This window comes from Paenibacillus sp. FSL R5-0810 (assembly GCF_038002285.1).
GTDB lineage: Bacteria > Bacillota > Bacilli > Paenibacillales > Paenibacillaceae > Paenibacillus_AQ > Paenibacillus_AQ lactis.
In genome coordinates, this window is the sequence record NZ_JBBOCF010000001.1 from 1,284,757 (window position 1) to 1,304,339 (window position 19,583).

The 19,583-nt window shown below is 52.0% G+C and carries 16 protein-coding genes; 15 read left to right on the top strand and 1 reads right to left on the bottom strand.

Annotation, left to right across the window (positions count from 1 at the left end; all coding sequences use genetic code 11):
- Nucleotides 1-266: 266 nt before the first annotated feature.
- The 15 genes from MKX76_RS05860 to MKX76_RS05930 all read left to right on the top strand — a co-directional run bounded on the left by MKX76_RS05860 (nt 267) and on the right by MKX76_RS05930 (nt 17,919).
- A complete protein-coding gene (locus MKX76_RS05860; protein ID WP_341033207.1) occupies nt 267-2,570 on the top strand; it encodes a helix-turn-helix domain-containing protein in 2,304 nt (767 codons plus the stop codon).
- A gap of 272 nt (nt 2,571-2,842) precedes the next feature.
- The gene (locus MKX76_RS05865) at nt 2,843-3,817 is read left to right on the top strand and encodes an ABC transporter permease (protein ID WP_341033208.1); all 975 of its coding nucleotides are present in this window, start codon (nt 2,843-2,845) and stop codon (nt 3,815-3,817) included.
- Nucleotides 3,818-3,841: 24 nt separating this feature from the next.
- A complete protein-coding gene (locus MKX76_RS05870; RefSeq protein ID WP_213615437.1) occupies nt 3,842-4,768 on the top strand; it encodes a carbohydrate ABC transporter permease in 927 nt (308 codons plus the stop codon).
- A gap of 52 nt (nt 4,769-4,820) precedes the next feature.
- Nucleotides 4,821-6,479 carry an ABC transporter substrate-binding protein gene (locus tag MKX76_RS05875; RefSeq protein ID WP_341033209.1) on the top strand — a complete coding sequence of 553 codons (1,659 nt, stop codon included), beginning with the start codon at nt 4,821-4,823 and terminating at the stop codon, nt 6,477-6,479.
- 479 nt (nt 6,480-6,958) lie between these two features.
- Entirely contained in the window at nt 6,959-9,235 is a 2,277-nt protein-coding gene (locus tag MKX76_RS05880) for a glycoside hydrolase family 95 protein (protein WP_341033210.1), read from the top strand.
- Between the two features lie 188 nt (nt 9,236-9,423).
- Entirely contained in the window at nt 9,424-10,311 is an 888-nt protein-coding gene (locus MKX76_RS05885; protein WP_341033211.1) for a sugar phosphate isomerase/epimerase family protein, read from the top strand.
- Between the two features lie 200 nt (nt 10,312-10,511).
- Nucleotides 10,512-11,258 carry a GNAT family N-acetyltransferase gene (locus tag MKX76_RS05890; protein WP_341033212.1) on the top strand — a complete coding sequence of 249 codons (747 nt, stop codon included), beginning with the start codon at nt 10,512-10,514 and terminating at the stop codon, nt 11,256-11,258.
- A gap of 272 nt (nt 11,259-11,530) precedes the next feature.
- Nucleotides 11,531-12,016, top strand: a complete 486-nt coding sequence (locus tag MKX76_RS05895; RefSeq protein WP_007130161.1) for a GNAT family N-acetyltransferase — start codon at nt 11,531-11,533, stop codon at nt 12,014-12,016.
- A 235-nt stretch (nt 12,017-12,251) separates the two neighbouring features.
- Complete coding sequence (locus MKX76_RS05900) at nt 12,252-12,902, top strand: HAD family hydrolase (RefSeq protein ID WP_028404910.1); 651 nt, start codon at nt 12,252-12,254, stop codon at nt 12,900-12,902.
- Nucleotides 12,903-13,211: 309 nt separating this feature from the next.
- Nucleotides 13,212-13,838: a YqaA family protein gene (locus MKX76_RS05905; protein ID WP_341033213.1), complete on the top strand. Its 627-nt coding sequence runs from the start codon at nt 13,212-13,214 to the stop codon at nt 13,836-13,838.
- Between the two features lies 1 nt (nt 13,839).
- Nucleotides 13,840-14,376 (top strand): phosphatase PAP2 family protein, encoded by a 537-nt coding sequence (locus tag MKX76_RS05910; protein WP_341033214.1) that lies wholly within the window; start codon nt 13,840-13,842, stop codon nt 14,374-14,376.
- A gap of 22 nt (nt 14,377-14,398) precedes the next feature.
- Nucleotides 14,399-15,640, top strand: coding sequence for an MGDG synthase family glycosyltransferase (locus MKX76_RS05915; protein WP_341033215.1), 1,242 nt, complete (start codon nt 14,399-14,401; stop codon nt 15,638-15,640).
- Between the two features lie 19 nt (nt 15,641-15,659).
- A complete protein-coding gene (locus tag MKX76_RS05920; RefSeq protein ID WP_007130155.1) occupies nt 15,660-16,316 on the top strand; it encodes a DedA family protein in 657 nt (218 codons plus the stop codon).
- Nucleotides 16,317-16,648: 332 nt separating this feature from the next.
- The gene (locus MKX76_RS05925; protein ID WP_341033216.1) at nt 16,649-17,014 is read left to right on the top strand and encodes a glyoxalase superfamily protein; all 366 of its coding nucleotides are present in this window, start codon (nt 16,649-16,651) and stop codon (nt 17,012-17,014) included.
- Entirely contained in the window at nt 17,011-17,919 is a 909-nt protein-coding gene (locus tag MKX76_RS05930; RefSeq protein ID WP_007130153.1) for a hypothetical protein, read from the top strand. Before MKX76_RS05925 ends, MKX76_RS05930 begins: the two co-directional genes overlap by 4 nt.
- A gap of 139 nt (nt 17,920-18,058) precedes the next feature.
- Here MKX76_RS05930 and pdxR read toward each other — a convergent pair whose 3' ends face one another.
- Entirely contained in the window at nt 18,059-19,480 is a 1,422-nt protein-coding gene (gene pdxR / locus MKX76_RS05935) for a MocR-like pyridoxine biosynthesis transcription factor PdxR (RefSeq protein WP_341033217.1), read from the bottom strand.
- Nucleotides 19,481-19,583: the final 103 nt, after the last annotated feature.

Sequence of the window (19,583 nt, forward strand, 5' to 3'; positions counted from 1 at the left end):
GGTTCTGGTATCAATGATAAAGCAGCAGTTTTGACAAAGAGCTGTCTCCAGGTCTTGCAGGCGACTTGGACGGACAGCTCTTTGTTCTGGGCTGGATTTGATCCGAAATTTCAGCCCTAAACGGTTGGATGTCATTTCGCTCCTAGCCTATAGCAATCGTAAGCAATTGTACCCCGAGGAAGGAATTGTACCTTTTTCTTGCGAACAGTCAAGTGTATCATCGTATTGCCTTACTTTGAAAGCGCTTTCTATTGAGGAGGGTACATATGCAGCGTTTATGGTCCAAGTTCTCCCCGGTGTTCCGCAGATTTCTGATTTCCTACTTGATCGTGCTCCTGATCCCCCAAATTGCGGGCTATGCATCGTACAGGACTTCGATTGAAGTGGCGAAAGCAAGCTCAATCGAAAACAGCCTGAGTTCCTTGAATCTGGGAAAAGAGATCATCGAGCGTCATCTGGTGGAGGTGGAAACCTTCACGAAGCAGCTTGCGATCAATCAGGATCTATATCGTCTGATCGCTGATCCCAAGCTGCTCGACAGCAACAACGTTTACGGCTTGGGACGCATGCAGCGCAGCCTGTCCATGTACAGCAGCACGAATGATTACCTCTCCAATTTCTTCATCTACATACGTAATTATAACGCGATTATTACGCCGAATACCGTCTATTACCGGCCCGAGCATTATTACGAGGCGAATCGGCTTGAAGGAATGACGTTCGAGGAATGGGAGGAGGCTGTATTAAAGAAACCTCATCTGAATGAGATGGTTCCGCTTAAAAAATATAGGCGGGAAATCCGCGATACGGTGTTTGTCGAGACGCCGGCCGTCACGTTTCTGCAATCGATCCCGCTTAACAGCTTTAACAATCCGCAGGCGATGATCGGCGTACTGATCGATGAAGATCATATGGGCAGCCTGCTGCAAAATATCGTGGACCAATACGGGGGCTGGGCGTTGGTTGCGGACCGGGAAGGCAGATTGATTCTGTCCCGCGGCATCGGAGAAGAGGAGGCCAAGCGCTTCACCGAAGCTTCTTCCGATGAGAACGGCGAGGTCAGCCCCACGGGCGACGGACGGCTGTTGATCTCCATCCGGTCCGACCTGAACGGCTGGGCCTATATGGCCGGAATACCCGAGCAGGCGCTGATGACGAAGGCCGACAGAATCCAGAAGGTTACGACGACATTTACGCTGGCAGCGCTGATTATCGGTTTGCTGATCGGACTTGTGCTCGCGTACCGGCACAGTGCTAAGGTCCATTCGCTACTGTCTGTATTTCGCGAACAAAACCACGTTTCTCGGGAAAAGATCGGCAATGAGTATGATTTTCTGGCCGGCAATATCGCGGCGCTGATCGCAAACAATAAATTGCTGGAGTCTTCACTGAACGATCAGCTCCCGCTGCTTAGGGATGCGTTCATCAAGCGGCTGCTGACAGGCGACTTCTATACGCTGCGCGAGCTCGAGGCGGTTTCCGGTCAAACCGGAGTCCGGCTCCGCGGCGAGCATGGACGTGCAGGCATTCTGAAAGTTGCCGGATATGGCAGCGCCGACAGTGAGGAAATCATCCAGGAACTCAGCGTCGCCCGGTTGATCGTCCGGCAGGCCTTGAGCCGGCTGGAACCCGATGTGCTGGTTACGGACTGGGGTTCGGACCAGATCGCTTTCGTGCATGTGCTTGCCGGAGAGCTAAATCGCCGCCTGGAAGCCGGTTTGCTCGAACTGGTCGATGCCGTATATCGGCAGCATCGATTGTCGATCACGATCGGGCTGGGTTCGGCGTTCGACGCGTGGAACGGCGTAGCCGACTCGTTCAACGAAGCGCAGCAAGCACTGGAATATGCCGTCCACACCAGGGCAGTCGGCATCACCCGGTTCGAGGATGCGATGAAAGCAACGGAGCTGTACTATTATCCGATTGAATCCGAACAGCGAATGCTCAATACGCTTAAGGCGGGTGAACTGGAGGAAACCTACCGTCTTCTTGACCAGCTGTTCAGCCGGAACTTTGAAGAAAGGGAGCTGTCGTACGATATGACGCAGCAGTTTGTGACGGAGCTGAAGGGAACCTTTTTAAAGCTGGCCGAACAAAAAATATTCCACGACGAGTCGTTGACCGACCATATCAAGGAACAGATCGCTGCCGTTTCGTCAACGGACGGGGTCGATCAGCTCAGGGACAGATTCGGAAAGCTTATTCATGATATATGCATGGACGTCCGGAAGAAAAAATGCGACATGCATGCCGAGACCGTAAGTGAGATCATCCGCTATATCCACGAGCGTTACTCCGACACCGAGCTGACGCTTTATCGTATCGCGGAGCATATTGGCAAGCCAGAAAAGTATATCTCCCAAATGTTCAAGGAGCATACGGGAACGAATCCTTCGGACTACATTGAACTGGTGAGGATCGGCAAGGCGGCCGAGCTGCTGCAGCAGAACCTATTGACGATTGACGAAATCGCTGCGCAGGTGGGGTATAACAGCGCCCATTCATTTCGGAGGGCCTTCAAGCGGGTTCGCGGCGTGTCGCCGAGCACGTTCCGGCAAATGGCCGATTAAGGAGACGGTGACCTAGCCGTCTTTTACGGAAGGGGAGTCAGGCACCTCATTAAACGAATGGATCGGACGTGTCGAGTGACGTTTTTTTATCGAATCCGTCAAATGAAAAAAACGAGGAAAATCAACGCTTGGAAAGGATCCGTTTCCGAAATTGTACGGTGAGGGAGAAAGTGTGCCTTTACGGCGCCGAGCGTGCAATTTTATGATTACGCACAAGAAAGCGCTGCCAAACAGGGTTCCTGCTTCATTGGCAGCTGCTCATCGAAGGAGGGATGGAACTGAGTACTCTATTTTCCAAGTCCAAAACAGTCAGAGCCCCGAGCAATACACGCTCGGAAATCGGGAGATTTGCCTCCCGAAGCTTCAGAAGACATTGGCAGCTGTATCTGCTGGTCATTCCGCCGGTCTTGTATTTCATCATCTTCAAGTACTTGCCGATGGCAAACGCCGTGCTTGCCTTCAAGAACTATAACGTGGTGAAAGGGATATGGGGAAGTCCATGGGTCGGCACGCAGTACTTCGAGATGTTTTTTCGCAACCCGGCGTTCGCGACGCTGATCAAAAATACGCTGTACATTTCGTTCTATCAATTGATCGTCGGGTTTCCGATCCCGATTCTGCTAGCGCTGGCCTTGAACGAGGTGAAGAGTGCAAGGTTCAAAAAAACCGTGCAGATGGTCACCTATGCGCCATATTTCATCTCCACGGTGGTCATGGTGTCCATCATCATGCTGTTCTTGTCCCCGCGTCTTGGGATCGTCAATACGATCGCGGGTGCGCTTGGCTTCGAAGCGATCAATTATCTTGGAGAGCCTGGCATGTTCCGCACGATCTACGTGCTGTCCGACGTATGGCAAACCATGGGCTACTCCGCCGTCATTTATCTTGCTGCCCTGGCGGGCGTGGACCCGTCCTTATATGAAGCGGCCAAGGTGGACGGCGCCAATCGGTTCCAGAAGATCCTGAATGTCGATCTTCCTGGGATCTTGCCGGCAGCGGTCATCATTCTGATTCTCAGCGTAGGCAACATCATGGCGCTCGGCTTCGAGAAAATGTACTTATTGCAAAATCCGCTGAACTTGTCCACATCGGAAATCATCTCCACGTATGTGTACAAAATCGGGTTGCTGAACGCGAATTACAGTTTCGCCACGGCGGTCGGGCTATTCAATTCCTTGATCAATCTGGTGCTGCTCCTGGTTGTCAATGCCGTTGCCAAGCGGGCTTCCAATACCAGTCTCTGGTAAATTTCGCGAAAAGGGGGGAGTGACATGAACACATTGCAAACCCATCAAGGAAGCCGCCGGAGCACGAGGATCAAGATCAAGGAGTCGCTGGGGGACCGCATTTTTCTGAGCGTGACCTATATCTTGCTGATCTTGGTTCTAATTGCCGTCCTGTATCCGCTTATTTACATCGTAAGCTCGTCCCTGAGCAGTCCAAGCGCCGTCTCTGCAGGCAAGGTGTGGCTGTGGCCGGTCGACGTATCGCTGGCGGGGTATGAAGCGGTGTTCCGAAACGGCCAGGTGCTGACGGGTTATGCCAATTCGCTGTTTTATACCGTTGCTGGTACGTTTATCAGCGTATCCCTGACCATCATGGTCGCATACCCGTTATCGAAAAAGTCATTTTTCGGCCGCACGCCGCTTATGGTTTTCATTACATTCACCATGCTGTTCTCCGGCGGTTTGATCCCGACCTATCTGGTCGTCAAATCGATGGGCATGATCGATACCCGCTGGGCGCTGCTCATTCCGAACGCCGTGTGGGTATGGCAGGTCATTATCGCCAGAACCTTCTTTCAGACCTCGATCCCGGATGAGCTTTCCGAGGCGGCAGACATCGACGGGTGCAGCGACATCCGCTACATTTTCAGCGTCGTTCTTCCGCTTGCCAAACCGATTATCGCCGTGCTCTCACTCATGTACGCGGTGGGGCAGTGGAACGCCTACTTCGATGCCTTGATCTATTTGAAATCGCAATCGCTCTATCCGCTTCAGCTCATACTCCGCAGCATTCTCATCTTGGGCAGCGGAACGGGCAATATGGACGCCGGGGAGATGGTTAAGCAGCAGCAAATGGCCGAGCTGATGAAATACTCGCTCATTGTGGTGGCAAGCCTCCCGGTGCTGGTGATCTATCCGTTTGTGCAGCGCTATTTCGTACAAGGCATGCTGATTGGCTCCGTGAAGGGCTGATCCCGGGCATCGCCCGTTATATTGATAACCAATTCATGAGGGGGAGATTGATTTGAGAAAAACGGGAACCCGTCTGCTTGTTCTCATACTGATGCTTAGTTTGGTGCTTGCCGGATGCTCCGGCGGAAACGACAACGAAGGAAGCGAAGGGACGGAAGGAGGCTTACAGGATTCCGGTGAGAAGGTTACGATCAACGTATTTGCCCATCAAAGCTCGGATGTGGATCTGAAAACCAATAAGTTTACGAAAAAAATGGAAGAGCAATTCGGCATCAAGTTCAACTGGACAACCGTTCCGTTCGACGGCGCGGCCGAAAAACGCCAAATTTCGCTTGCGTCCGGCGACTATCCGGATTTGTATATGCTTATTCCTTGGGTGGACCGTTTCTCGCAGACGGACTTGCTGAAGTTCGGGCAGCAGGGGGTGATCGTTCCGCTAAACGACCTGATCGAGGAGCATGCTCCCCACATTAAGGAAGTGCTGGAGAACAACGAATATTATAAGGCCATGAACACTGCTCCTGACGGCAAGATTTACGGATTGACCGGCTTAAACGAATGCTTCCACTGCTCATACCCGAATAAAATGTGGATCAATACGAAGTGGCTTGATCAGCTCGGACTTGCGCAGCCGACGACGCCGGAAGAATTCAAAGCGGTCCTTGAAGCCTTCAAGACGCAGGATCCGAACGGAAACGGCAAGGCGGACGAAGTGCCGCTCAGCGGATCCGTCGAAAATTTCGGCGTTCACGTGATTCCTTATCTCATGAACGGCTTTATTTACAACGACGACAGGACGTATCTCATCATGAAGGAGGGCAAGGTCGACACCGCGGCGAACAAACCGGAATGGCGGGAAGCGCTGGCCTACATCAAATCGCTGTATGACGGCGGACTCATTGACCCGGGGGCGTTTACACAAAATGCAGGCGCATACAAAAAAATCGGGGATAACGCCGACGCACAGCTTTTGGGTGCCGGAGCAGGCATGCATCCCGCCCTGTTTTTAACCACAGGAGAAGATGCACCCTACAGCAAGGACTACAACCCGCTTCCGCCTCTGCAAGGACCACACGCCAATTATGCAACGTTCAACTATCCGATCGATCCGGGCGCATCCTTCGTTCTGACGAATAAAGCGAGCAAAGAGGCGCAGATCGCCGCCATTAAAATGCTGGATTATTTCTATACGCAAGAAGGGGCAATGCTCTCCTATCTCGGTGAAGAAGGCAAGAGCTGGCGCAAGCCGCAGGTTGGAGAAATCGCGCTGAACGACAAAGTGGAGCCGCTCTATAAATCGATCCCGCTTGAATCCGGGGAGCAGCCCCGCAATGACAGCTGGGGGGCACTAACCCAATATAATCACCACCGGGCATACCGCGATGCCGAGGTTCAGGGCACGGATATTTACGCTAACGATGGTTACGAACGCCGTCTTTACGAGGCAACGTTATTGATGGAAGGCAAGGAGCCGAAAGAAATATTCCCGCACTGGGCGCTATGGGTCGACCCGTTGGTCGCCGATGAAGCCAGCATGATGCAGACCAACATCAAAGACTATGTCGACCAGAACGCTCTGCTGTTCATTACCGGCGCCAAGAGTCTGGATAAAGATTGGGATGATTACGTGAAAGGGCTGGAGGGCTTGAACATGCAGCGTTATCTTGAAATCATGCAGGCTGCCTACGATTCATCGACGATATCGAAGTAGACCGCGGCGCGATAAGCTCGGATTCTTTGGGGCATGATTCTGTGCTCAGGACGCGGGACTGTCGAAGCGAATGTCCAATTGTGAACGGCACTTCAGACGAGTCGAAACCAATGCGGTTCGAGGCAAGGCTTGCGTGCCCGCGGCGCTTTTGAGGTCAGCATTGCGATGGAAGGACGGAAAGCTCGCGCTGCGGGCTTTTTCGTTATAAGTGATCATTGATATGGGGCCGTGATATCAAAATAAGGTACAAATATGCGGGATTAGGCAATTTTTATTCTTATATCGGATCGTTACAATAAGTTGGAATGAAGGTGGCTTGGGTGCGCATTGAAGCCCATCAGCATTATTGAAAAATCGACCGTAACGATTAAATGGATGGATTACGCCCGATTTTCCGGTGCTTTACCTTGGCGATTTGCCTTTCGACATGTGATGGAGCTGAACTAGTGCAATTTATAAAGCGGATTGGAGGAGAAGCCATGACAAGCTTGGTTAGCAAGGAACAGAAGCATCGCTTGTGGTATAGGAAACCGGCGGCCGAATGGAACGAGGCGCTGCCGATCGGAAACGGCCGGCTGGGGGCGATGATTTTCGGCGGCACGGCTGAGGAGAAGCTGCAGCTCAACGAGGATTCCGTATGGTATGGTGGCCCCCGCGACCGCAACAACGAAGACGCGCTGCCTCATTTGCCCGAGATTCGAAAGCTGATTATGGAGGGAAGGCTGCGGGAGGCCGAGGAGCTGGCAGCGATGACGATGGCGGGGCTGCCCGAAGCGCAGCGGCACTATATGCCGCTCGGCGATCTGCTGTTGTCGTTTAGCCATCACGAGCTTCCTGCCGTCGACTACGTGCGGGAGCTTGATTTGGAGAACGGCATATCCCGGGTCAGCTATCGGATCGGCGAGATCAGGTATACGCGCGAGCTATTTGCCAGCTATCCGGATCAGGCGATCGTCATCCGGATATCCGCCGACAAACAGGGGGCAGTCTCGTTAAAAGCCCGGTTCAATCGCCGAAACTGGAGATACCTGGAGAAGACGGACAAATGGAAGGAAAGCGGGCTTGCCATGCGCGGGGATTGCGGCGGCGAAGGAGGCAGCTCGTTTAGCGCCGTCCTGAAAGCGGTTCCGGATGGCGGCGTCTGCCGTACCCTTGGGGAGTATTTGCTGGTGGATGGCGCAAGCTCGGTGACGCTGCTGATCACTGCCGGAACAACGTTCCGCCATCCCGATCCGGAGCTTGATGGCAAACGGCGGCTGGAGATGCTGAGCCGGGTTCCATATGCTGAGCTGCTAGCCCGGCATGTCGCCGATTACCGCGAGCTGTACGGACGGGTCGATCTGAAGCTGCCCGAGAGCCCGGACAAAACCGTGCTGCCGACCGACGAACGGTTGATGCAGTTTCAACAAGGAGGAGAGGATCACGGCCTGATCGCGACTTATTTTCAATTCGGCCGATACCTGCTCATTGCTTCCAGCCGCCCGGGCTCTTTGCCCGCGAATCTTCAAGGCATCTGGAACGACAGCTTCACCCCGCCGTGGGATAGTAAATTCACGATTAATATCAATGCACAGATGAATTATTGGCATGCAGAAAATTGCAATCTGGCCGAATGCCATGAGCCGTTGTTCGAGCTGATCGAACGGATGCGCGAGCCCGGTCGGGTGACAGCACATGTCATGTACGGCTGCCGGGGCTTCACCGCCCATCACAATACGGATATTTGGGCGGACACGGCGCCGCAGGATACGTATCTTCCGGCTTCTTTCTGGCCGATGGGCGCTGCCTGGCTGTGCCTGCATTTGTGGGAGCATTACCGGTTCGGTCAGGACCGATATTTTCTGGCGCGGGTGTATGAGACAATGAAGGAAGCGGCGTTGTTTCTGCTGGATTATTTGATCGAAGACGCCGAAGGACGGCTGGTGACTTGCCCTTCCGTCTCACCGGAGAACCGGTATAAGCTGCCAAACGGCGAGACGGGGGTGCTCTGCGTCGGAGCAGCGATGGATTTTCAGATCATCGAAGCGCTGTTTGATGCCTGCATTCGGGCTTCGGAAATCATCGGACGGGATGAGGCGTTCCGCGATGAACTCACGGGCACGCTGAAGCGGCTGCCCCAACCGCAAATCGGTAAATACGGCCAAATCCAGGAGTGGATGGAGGATTACGAAGAGGTGGAGCCGGGACACCGTCACATCTCCCATCTGTTTGCCCTTTACCCGGGCGAACGCTTTAGCGTGGAGCGAACGCCGGATTTGGCTGAGGCCGCCAAGACGACATTGGAACGCAGGCTTGCCAGCGGCGGGGGGCACACCGGCTGGAGCCGTGCATGGATCATTAACTTCTGGGCACGTCTGCAGGACGGAGCCACAGCTTACGAGAATGTGAGGGCGCTCTTGGACCACTCCACACTGCCTAATCTGTTCGATGATCATCCGCCATTTCAAATCGACGGTAATTTTGGCGGTACGGCAGGCATCGCCGAGATGCTGCTGCAAAGCCATGACGGGGCAATCCGGCTCCTTCCCGCAGTGCCCGATTGCTGGAGCGAGGGGAGCGTGAAGGGGCTGCGAGCCAGGGGAGGTTATACCGTCGACTTCGTTTGGGCAGAGGGCAAGGTTACGGAAGCCGTCGTCACTTGCGCAGCTTCAGGCCCTTGCCGATTGGAGGCTCCCGGCTTCGAACCCGTAGTGTTTGTGGGCGAGACTGGACGTTCTTATACGTTCTTTAGCAAAGAGACGGCAGTGGATCGGTAAATGAATGGTCTTTCTTCGAGACATCCCGCTATACCATGGAATCCGATGACCAGGCTGGGGATCGAGACAAGAAACTCCCGCAATATTGAACTAGGAAAGCACAAGATAAGACGAGAAAAGGCAGGGAAACCCAGTTATACTGAACTTGCAAACGCATACTAAACGTCAAATGGGAGTGGTAAATCAACATGACGAAATTATTGCGCATCGGAACGCTGGTTGGCGGCGGGGACGCTGTACGGGTCATCCCTCAGATCGCGCCCCACGGCTTTGAATCGTTCGGCCTTACCTTCTGGCAGACGACAGGCGATACCGATCTTGTGGAGACGACCAAGCGGGTCCGCGAACTGCAAGCTGAACATGGTTTTATCGTGTCGACGCTCGGGATTTTCGGCAATCCGCTGACCGGGGAAGGCAGTAATGCCGATACCTTGGCGAGCTGGGAGCGTCTGATCGATCATGCCCATCTGTTCGGCACCGACATCGTTTCCGGTTTTACCGGACGATTGACGGGCGAATCCATCGACGCCTCGATCCCGCAATATGCGAAGGTGTTCGGCGAGCTGTCCAAAAGAGCGGCAGATCAAGGCGTCCGCATTGCATTCGAGAACTGTGACATGGGCGGGACATGGGAGACGGGGGATTGGAATATTGCCCATAACCCGACGGCGTGGGAGATGATGTTCAACGCCATCCCGTCGGACCATATCGGCCTGCAGTGGGAGCCCTGCCATCAGATGGTGTCTTTGATCGATCCGATTCCGCAGCTGCGGAAATGGGTGGATAAAGTATTCAACGTCCATGGCAAGGATGCAACGATTGCTTGGGATATCGTGAGGGAATATGGCATTCACGGGCCGAAGCCTTATGTATGGCACCGTACGCCCGGATTCGGCGACACCGACTGGACCGATATCATCACGATTTTGCGGCAGGGCAACTATCAGGGAACGATCGATATTGAAGGCTGGCACGATCCCGTATATAACGGGGAGCTTGAAATGACCGGACAGGTTCATGCGCTTCATTATTTGAAGCGATGCCGAGGCGGAGACTTCATACCGAATCCGGAGTAATCTGCAAGATTAAAAAATAAAGGAACGTCAGTAACCATCTAAAATAGATGGTTACTTTTTTTTCATAAAGATAGCTGCAATATTTATGGAGACAGTGTTTCATAAAGGAAATTTCGTAACATATCATGCTTGTTTAAGTGTTGCATGAATATACAATATAGTGTATTTTAATCCTATTCTATGAAGGTGGGGTGGTAGATATGGATGATAAGCGGATTGAGGAAATGACATTGAATGCCTGGCCCGCATTCCAAACGATCGTCCGTAACGGCTGGCTGCTCCGGTTAGCGGCCGGCTTCACGAAGCGTTCCAACTCGGTCAGCGCGCTCTACACGGAGCCGTCGGTTGATCTGTATGAACAGATTCAATATTGTGAACGCATATATGCAAGAGAGGGTCTTGACGTTGTATTTAAAGTTACGCCGTTCAATCCCCCTGAACTCGATTCGATTCTGGATGACCAAGGTTACTCCGTTCTCGACCCCACGAGTCTCAAAGTGCTGGATTGTCTGGACAACGTGCCGGCCCCGACATATCGGGATGTGTCCGTCTATGAACAGTTGAACAAAGAATGGCTTGATGATCTGACGGAGATTACGGGGCTCACGGCAAAAAACAGGGACATCAAGCAGCAGCTGTTCAGCCGCTCTTCCGTTCCTTACGGCTTCTTTTCCTTATATGATCAAGGCAGGCCGGCGGCCTGCGGAATCGGTGCTCTAGAGGAGAACGTTGTGGGGATATTTGATATTGCAACCGCACCTGCGTTTAGAAAGCGCGGCTATGGCACACAGATTTTATTACATATTCTTCAATGGGCGAGAGCACAAGGGGCGACCAGCAGCTATCTCCAAGTCGTGCAAGCGAATCTGCCGGCTAACCGGCTATACGACCGGCTGCGCTACCGGGAAATATACACTTATTGGTATCGGGCGAAACATGTTGAATGATAAACCTTTACCCGGCTATGCGGCTTTTTGCATGTAGAGTATGGAAGCAAGTCCAAGGCTTGATCGCCAAGGGGTTACTCTATCGGCCGATCGGTTGTATAATCATGGGAGAAGCTAACCTGAAGACCTGGTCTTAGATAAGCTGTCTAAGCCGGGTCTTTATTTCAAGTCAGCCGAGGTTGACCATGCCATGCCATCGGGACCAATGATGGGGGATGGATGTGTGTATGTTGTGCTCGCTTTGGCATCCGAACGTAAAGGAGTGTTCAATTTTGTATACATACAGGCCGCTAAATGAACTGGATCTCGAGTTGATATGCGGCTTTCCGCAAACGCCGGAGGAGCTTTTTTACATGAGTCCGAGGTCCGGCTTTCCTTTGACGCCGCAGCAAGTGATGGACCTGCTCGAGAATCGGTTAGAGCCTACGGTTATCGTTGAGGCCTCCACTGATCGGCCAGTCGCTTACGCGAACTTCTATGATGTGAAGGACGGTTCAGCATGGCTCGGCAATGTCATCGTTGCCCCGGACCATCGGGGGAAAGGCGCTTCGAAAGAGCTGCTTCAAACAATGATGCGATTGGCGAAAACGAAATACGGGGTGAACAGCCTGCATCTCAGCTGCCATAATACCAACACGCGGGGGCTGGTCTTTTATCACAAACAGGGGTTCAAGCCGTATGAAGTAAACATTACCACGCTCAATGGAGATGCCGCGATGATTACGATTCAGATGAAGCGGGATTTGACGGAGCTGTGAAAAACTTGGCTATAGGCGCAGGAATCTTCATCGTTGTGGAGCTGATCCTCATTCTATTATTTACAATGGATGGATGGGGCACGCTGATCTTTGCTGCAGGTGTAATGATTACATTGCTCGCTCTAACGCTCATACAGCAGATGGAAATCGTTAAATATCATAGGGTGCAAAGACGCTCTCAGAATAGGGAAAAGATTCGGGAGCTGAACCGAAATCGTTCAAAGGAGGAGCATGTATGATTCAGGCTTTTATTTTTGATATGGATGGTGTCATTATTGACAGCGAGCCGCTTCATTTCGAAGTGGACATTCAGGTTATGAAGGATTTTGGGGCTGCTATCACGCAGGAGCAGCTCGAGAAATATGTAGGGATGACCAATCCCGAAATGTGGAAGCTGATCCGGGAAGAATATCAGCTGCAGCGGACGGTATCCGAAATCATCGATTATCAATTATCCAATAAAATTAAAATATTGACCGCCCGCGAAATGGAACCGATTGACGGAATTCGCGAGCTGCTCGCGGATTTGAAAGCCAGCGGCATCCCCGTTGGGATCGCATCCTCATCGCCCCCTGTCTTTATCCAAGCGGTGCTGGACAAATTCGGTCTGCTGGATGCCTTTAACTGTATCGTAAGCGGGGAAGAGGTCGACAGAGGCAAGCCTGCGCCTGATGTATATTTGAAGGCAGCTGAATTGCTTGGCGCGGAGCCTGCTTCCTGCATGGTGCTGGAGGATGCGCGCCATGGCATTGCTGCGGCCAAAGCAGCCGGCATGCAGTGTATCGGTTTCGTTAATCCAAATTCGGGTAACCAGGATCTATCCGCCGCAGATTATGTAGTCCGCTCAATTGCAGAAGTGAGCGCAATATGCCAGCTGAAGAGTTAGGTCGTAACAGCTCGGTCCTTGTAAGGGCTGGGCTTTATTTTTTGAGGCTTGGTTGAATGGGACCAACTTATCCGGGGTGGTTCTCGTTAATATAATAGCAGCTACTAATAGCTAGACCTAAGTCTAGGATGATTATCGTCTGGAGACGGAAGCTATCGCCACTCGTTCATGGTATCCTTTCATTAACTTGAACAGGACAGAGGCGTGGTCAGGAAGTATTGCCTCGATCATTCGGAGTGCCCGCGAATTTAAGCGAACTCATATTACCCGGCTGTAACACAAGTAACCATGCAGAGGAGCACGTGTTGAATGGAGTTTTTACGTAACTTAGGCGATATCGGCTTATTTATTCACGCGATGATCGATGCCATTATTTTTCCGATCCCCGCGTTATTTTCGCAATTATCTTTGAGCGTCCTAACCCCGGAGCGGGCGATTTGGCTGGCAAGCATCGGATTTGTCGGATGTATTCTCGGAACGCCGATCGGTTACGGCATCGGCAAAGCTTCCGGGCAGCTTGTTCTGAGTAAGATGCTCAAGAAGAAATGGTATGATTCGGCAACAAGCTTGTTTAAGAAGCACGGAGAGGCCGCGATCCTTGTCGGCGCATTCACACCCATCCCATTCAAAATCTTTACGATTTTGTCGGGCTGCATGAATTACCCGTTGTGGAAGCTCCTCAGCTATGCCGCGATCGGGCGGGCGTTCAAATTTTACACGGTTGGCGTATTGTTCTATATATACGGCAGAGCCGCCGAGCATATGGTTGATCATGTGCTGACCATCATTCTGCTGGTTGCCGGCGCACTCATCGGGGGCATTTGGTTTACGATTCATACCGTGAAGAAACGAAAGAAGAAGCAGGCGGAGGAGCTTCAAGCTCCGGCAGAAACAGAAGCAACGCATCAAGATCAAGTATCGGCAGGTGGGAACTAATATGCTGGAACGCGTTCAACGATGGGATCATCAATTGTTCGTATGGTGCAACCAATCGATCAGCAGCCGGATATTTGACCGGTTGTTCGGCGGAATCACACATCTGGGCGGTGCCATTTCGACCATCGCCAGCGCACTGCTGATCGCCTGGTTTGCTTACGAGGCGTGGGATGTATCGGCGTACCAAAGCGCAATCGCACTGCTCGTCAGTCACATTATTGTCGTATTGATCAAAAAAGGAGTGCGGAGAAACCGGCCGTTCCGGGCTTTGGAGCAAGTGAAGGTCGGGAACTTCCCGCTCAAGGACTATTCGTTTCCATCGGGACATACCTCAGGTATTTTTGCGGTCATCACACCGGTATTGTTTCTCGTGTCCCCGCTGTACACCTGTTTGTTGCTTGCTCTGGCCGCATTGGTCGGACTTTCCAGAATTTATTGGGGGTATCATTACCCGACGGATTGCTTGGCGGGCGGCGCTATTGGATTCGGAACCGGCTGGCTGGTCGTGTACCTAATGAATGCTGTAGGAATATCTTAACGTCTGATAAGGAGTCGTATCGATGAAATCCATGAATGAGCACCAAATTTTAATATTAACCGGCAGTCTGGGCGAAGGCCATAACCAGGCAGCCAGGGCCATTGTGGAGTCAGCCAAGAGAAACTCCCCGCATCTAAGCGTTAAAGTCATTGATTATATGGAGCTGACGCATCCACGTTTGCATGTGGCAGGCCAATACTTTTTTATTCAATGGGTAAAGCACTTTCCATCGTTGTACGGTTATTTGTTTCAAAAGACGAGAGAGGAAAACACCCTCATCCAGCTCCTAAAGCGTTTGAGCACGTTCAGCCTGCAAAAGCTGGGCAGTTTGCTAGAAGATCAGAAACCGTCCGTTGTGATCAGCACGTTTCCGCCTGCGGCTGCAGGCATGTCGCTGCTGAAATCGATGGGCCTCACCGATGTACCTGTCGTCACGGTGATTACCGATCATACGGATCACAGCTATTGGATCCATGAGCATACCGATCACTATATGGTGGGATCGGGTAAGGTCAAGGAGGCCTTGCAGCGTAAAGGGATAGCCGGCGAGAAAATATCGGTCACGGGCATACCGGTCCATCCGCTGTATACGCAGCCGGTGAATCGTGATCGGGTTCGCGAGAGCTACCGGCTGAGCCCGTCTGAGCAAGTCGTCCTCATGATGGGAGGCGGCGAAGGTATGATCGACAGCGAGATCGTGAAGCTGCTTCAATCGCGGGCATATCCCGAGCATGTCCGGTTTATCGTCGTATGCGGACGCAATGATAAGCTGTATCAATCGCTGCAGGAAGAATTTGCGGATCACCCGCAGGTTATGGTCATGGGGTATGTAAACCGAATGCACGAATTAATGGCCATTGCCGATCTCATGATAACAAAGCCGGGCGGACTCACGATATCCGAAGCGCTAACGATGGAATTGCCGATGCTGCTCTTCAAGCCGGTTCCGGGTCAAGAACAGGATAATGCGGATTATTTGGTCGGGATCGGGGTTGCCCAGCAGGCGGACGAGGGAGAGCTTATGGACCGGCTTCTCCACATGCTGCATCATGCGTCCATTCTGGCAGAGATGAAACGCAGCGCTGCGCGATACGGTCATAAAGATTCCGCGCTTTCCGTGTTATCAGCATTAATGACGGTATTGCAAAGCCATTCCGCACAGCGGAACTGGCTGCATGAGCTCGATCCCCGTGCTTATGGATTAATGTCTAGAGAAGCCTACCTGCAAGATTACGAGGGGCAATACGCAGACAGCTTTCGTTAAAAGATGAAGGAGCAGACCGATGAATTTATTCGAAGTCGTTGAACGATTATTTGAACAATATGGATATATGGTGCTTCTGATCGGGCTGCCCCTTGATTTTATTGCGCTTCCGATTCCTCCGGGTAACAGCACACTGACGTATACCGGCTTCCTGGCGTACAAGGAAGTCATCAGCTTTGCTCCGGCACTCCTGTTTGCCTTCTGCGGCGCAGCCATCGGCCTAACCATTACGTATGTGCTGGGCTACAAGCTGGGCATGCCGCTCATCGAGCGATACGGGAAGTGGTTGTTTCTGAAGCCGTCCCTGGTAGAGAAGACGCAGGCCTACTACGACAAATACGGCAATAAGCTATTGCTCATTAGCTTTTTCATTCCCGGCGTCAGGCAATTTATCGGGTACTTTATCGGGATGATCCGTGTCCCGTTCCGGACGGTCTGCCTGTACGGTTACTTGGGCATTGCTTCGTGGGTCATCGGCTTTTTCAGTATCGGCTTTATCTTCGGGGAGCAGTGGCAGGTTATTCTGAACCTGGTTGAACACTATTTGAAGGTCATCTTCATCTGCCTAGGGTGTTCGTTGTTGATTCTGCTGGTATGGAGTCGTGTAAAGCGCGCGCGGGCGCAAAAGCTTGCCGAAGGTGAAAAAATCAAGCAGGTTCGCAAAATTGGGGAATAGGGTACCGTTTACTTCATTCGGTCTCCCTTGCAGATAATGCGGATGAACTAAACAAGGATTCCATAGCGACCTTCCCCATTGTATAATCGAAGGTATACATCCATGAAATACAAACCCAGCTGAAAGAAAGGATCTTCTTGAGCTGGGTTTTTTCAGTAGTTTTGGTGAACGGAAGTTAGAAGGGGGCCGTTATGAGAATTGAAGTGATTTCAATATCTCAACCCCGATGCGAATTGGGCGGATGCGATTAAAACCGCTTAGTTGAGCTTGAGATCGGACGAATGGAGCAAATAAGCATAATAACGATTATTAGAATTAGGAGGGACCATCCCATGCTGGGCATTATTCCATTATTTCGAATATTTGATGTGGACAAGGCCAAGGAATTTTATGTTCATTATCTTGGCTTTCAGATTGATTGGGAGCATCGTTTTGAAGATGGAGCTCCGCTGTATATGCAGGTAACCAAGGGAGAGGTTTCCATTCACTTGACCAAGCATCATGGGGACTGTACGCCCGGGTCGGCTGTTCGCATTGAAATGACGGAGATCGAGCAATATCACGCGGAGCTCCACTCGAAGAACTATCCATATGCACGACCTGCCGTTGAGACGGCACCTTGGAACAGCAAAGAGGTGTGCGTAACCGACCCCTTCGGCAATAGAATCACTTTTTATGAGGAGTTGGAACCGTCATGAAGCTGCTGTCACACGAGCAAACGGACCGGGCGAAACAGTACATGCTGACTCAAGCCAGAGCGCTTGAAGCCGCCCTATATCGATATGAATTCGAAGGCGGGAGCTTTTCCGAAGTGCTTGAAGAGCTCAGCCGGTATCAAAATGATGACGGCGGATTTGGTCATGGGCTTGAGCCCGATCTTCGCTGCAAAGAATCATCTGCGCTTGCCACAACCCGGGCGCTGGAGCTGCTTCGGCTGGATGGTACTGGCGAGGGCGAAGAAATGGTTATCCGGACGCTGGGTTATCTTGAACGTACGTATATTCCGGAACGGTTCGGGTGGGATATCATCCCGAAAGAGGCCGAGCAATCGCCGAGGGCCATTTGGTGGAAGTACGGGGCTTTTGCTGACCATTGGGGCAACCCGAATGCAGATATCGCTGCTTATTTCATGGACTATCGGGCGTTGTGCCCGTTTGGTCCGCTGGATTCGGTCATCCGCTATGCATTGGATTATTTGCGGGAAGCCTGCGATCTGACGGAGATGCATGAGTTATTCTGCTATTTGCGTTTCAAGGAGCGACTGCCGGAGGAGCAAGCCCTTGAAATTCAGGAGCTGTTAGAACGTTATCTGGACAACTGTATCAGCAGCGATACCGCGGAACGCGAAGGATACGGTGCGACAGCGCTCAGCATCATGGATTCCCCTAATTCGCCTTATTATAAGAAGTATAAAAATATGCTGCCCTTAGAACTGGATTTGCTTGTGGAGACGCAAGGGGAGGACGGGGCGTGGGAGCCGAATTGGACGTGGTACCAATACGATGAGGTGTGGCCGTTGGCGAAGGAAGAGTGGAAGGGAATCCTGACGCTGAACGCCTTGCGAACGCTGCGAAACTTTAAACGGATAGAAACGGTTCAGTAGCGCGGATAAAAGAATGTAAGATAGATGTCCGGGAACTTGATGGAGAAACGGCTCGTTTGCTTAATCGGCAAGCGAACCGTTTTTTTGAGTGGGGCGATTCTTGAGCTGCGTTCAAATGATAGATATGGCGATTTTAAATTTACATAGAGTCATCAAAAGCTGAGACGAACCTGTGTATTCGGCATACTCCTTTCGTAATCTGCTCCGAAGTCAGGTTGCCGTATCCAAGCACGATGCCACCCTCAGGGTTTCGATCCGCTATCCTGTAATCATCAGAGCGTTCCACCCGGAAGCCGAAAGCGCTCGTATCGTTCCATGGCAGCTCAATATGCCTTTCATGATGAAACAGGACCTGAAGATGCATGCCGGCTTCATCCCCCGTTATGGAGATCCGGTCTCCGAAGATCTGTGCGAGCCGTTCCGTCAGCAAGTTTCGCCGCTTTTTGTACACCTTCTTCACGGTATGGATATGGCGTTCCAGCTGGCCGTCCTGTATGAATGCAGCCAGCGCTTTCTGAATCACGGCAGGGGTATGCAGATTGAGCCTGTCCTTCGTCATGGTAATGGTATCGATCAAACTCGGGGGCACGATCAGAAATCCGATGCGAAGGCTCGGAGACAAGGTCTTACTGAAGGTGCCGACATAGATCACCCTTGAAGGCGAGAGTGTTTGCAACGGAGGAACCGGAATGCCTTTGAGCCGAAATTCACTGTCATAGTCGTCCTCGATCACATAGGCATCCGCCTCCTCCACCATGCGAATGGCTTGATGCCTCCGCTGAATCGGCATCAGACTGCCGGAAGGGAATTGATGTGACGGTGTCAGCAGCAGTAAATGTCCGGGCAGGAACGTTCGTATCGCATCAACCTGCATGCCGTTGGAGTCCACTTGAACCGGAACCAGTGAATAATTCATCATGCGAAAAATATCACGAGTAATATCGATGGTCGGATCCTCTATGTATATGGAATTGAACTGAGCGGATAAGGCTTTGGCCAATAGAAGGAATCCTTCGGAGGCGCCGGAAACGATAAACAACTGATCCGCAGAGCAGCTGATGCCTTTGGAACGGAATAGGTAGTCACGCAGGGCAAGGCGAAGGGACGGGCTTCCTTTTACATCGCCGTAATTATAATCATGAGGGCTCGATTCCGCCGCTTCCTTTAAATATTTGGCCCAACTCTTTCCGGGGAACCGTGCTAGATCGGGGATGCCGGTTGCAAAATCGATGATGGTCCGATCAGGAGATGCTGGCGATGTTATGGCGGGTTCCATCTTCGCCGGGACTTGATGTACCCGGGCTGCCGCATTCGGCATAATTCCGCCGGCGACGTAAGTGCCAGAACCGACGCGGCAGTCTAAATAGCCTTCGGCGGTCAGCTGCTCATACACCTCAATCACGACATTGCGTGCAATTCCCCACTCCTTGGCCAGTACCCGGGTCGGGAGCAGTCTAGTGCCGGCGGCCAGCTGGCCGGATTCGATCCTTTCACGCAGTTGATGACATAGCTGCCGGGTTACGGGTAGGGAGGAGTTTCGGTCGATATAGATGCCGTACATTGTGATTCAGCTCCTTATTGGTTCCTCTAAACACATCCGAATTGGATCTAATGATCAACCATTTTCCTTATTATAATGAAGCCATACCAATCCGAAAAGGGAG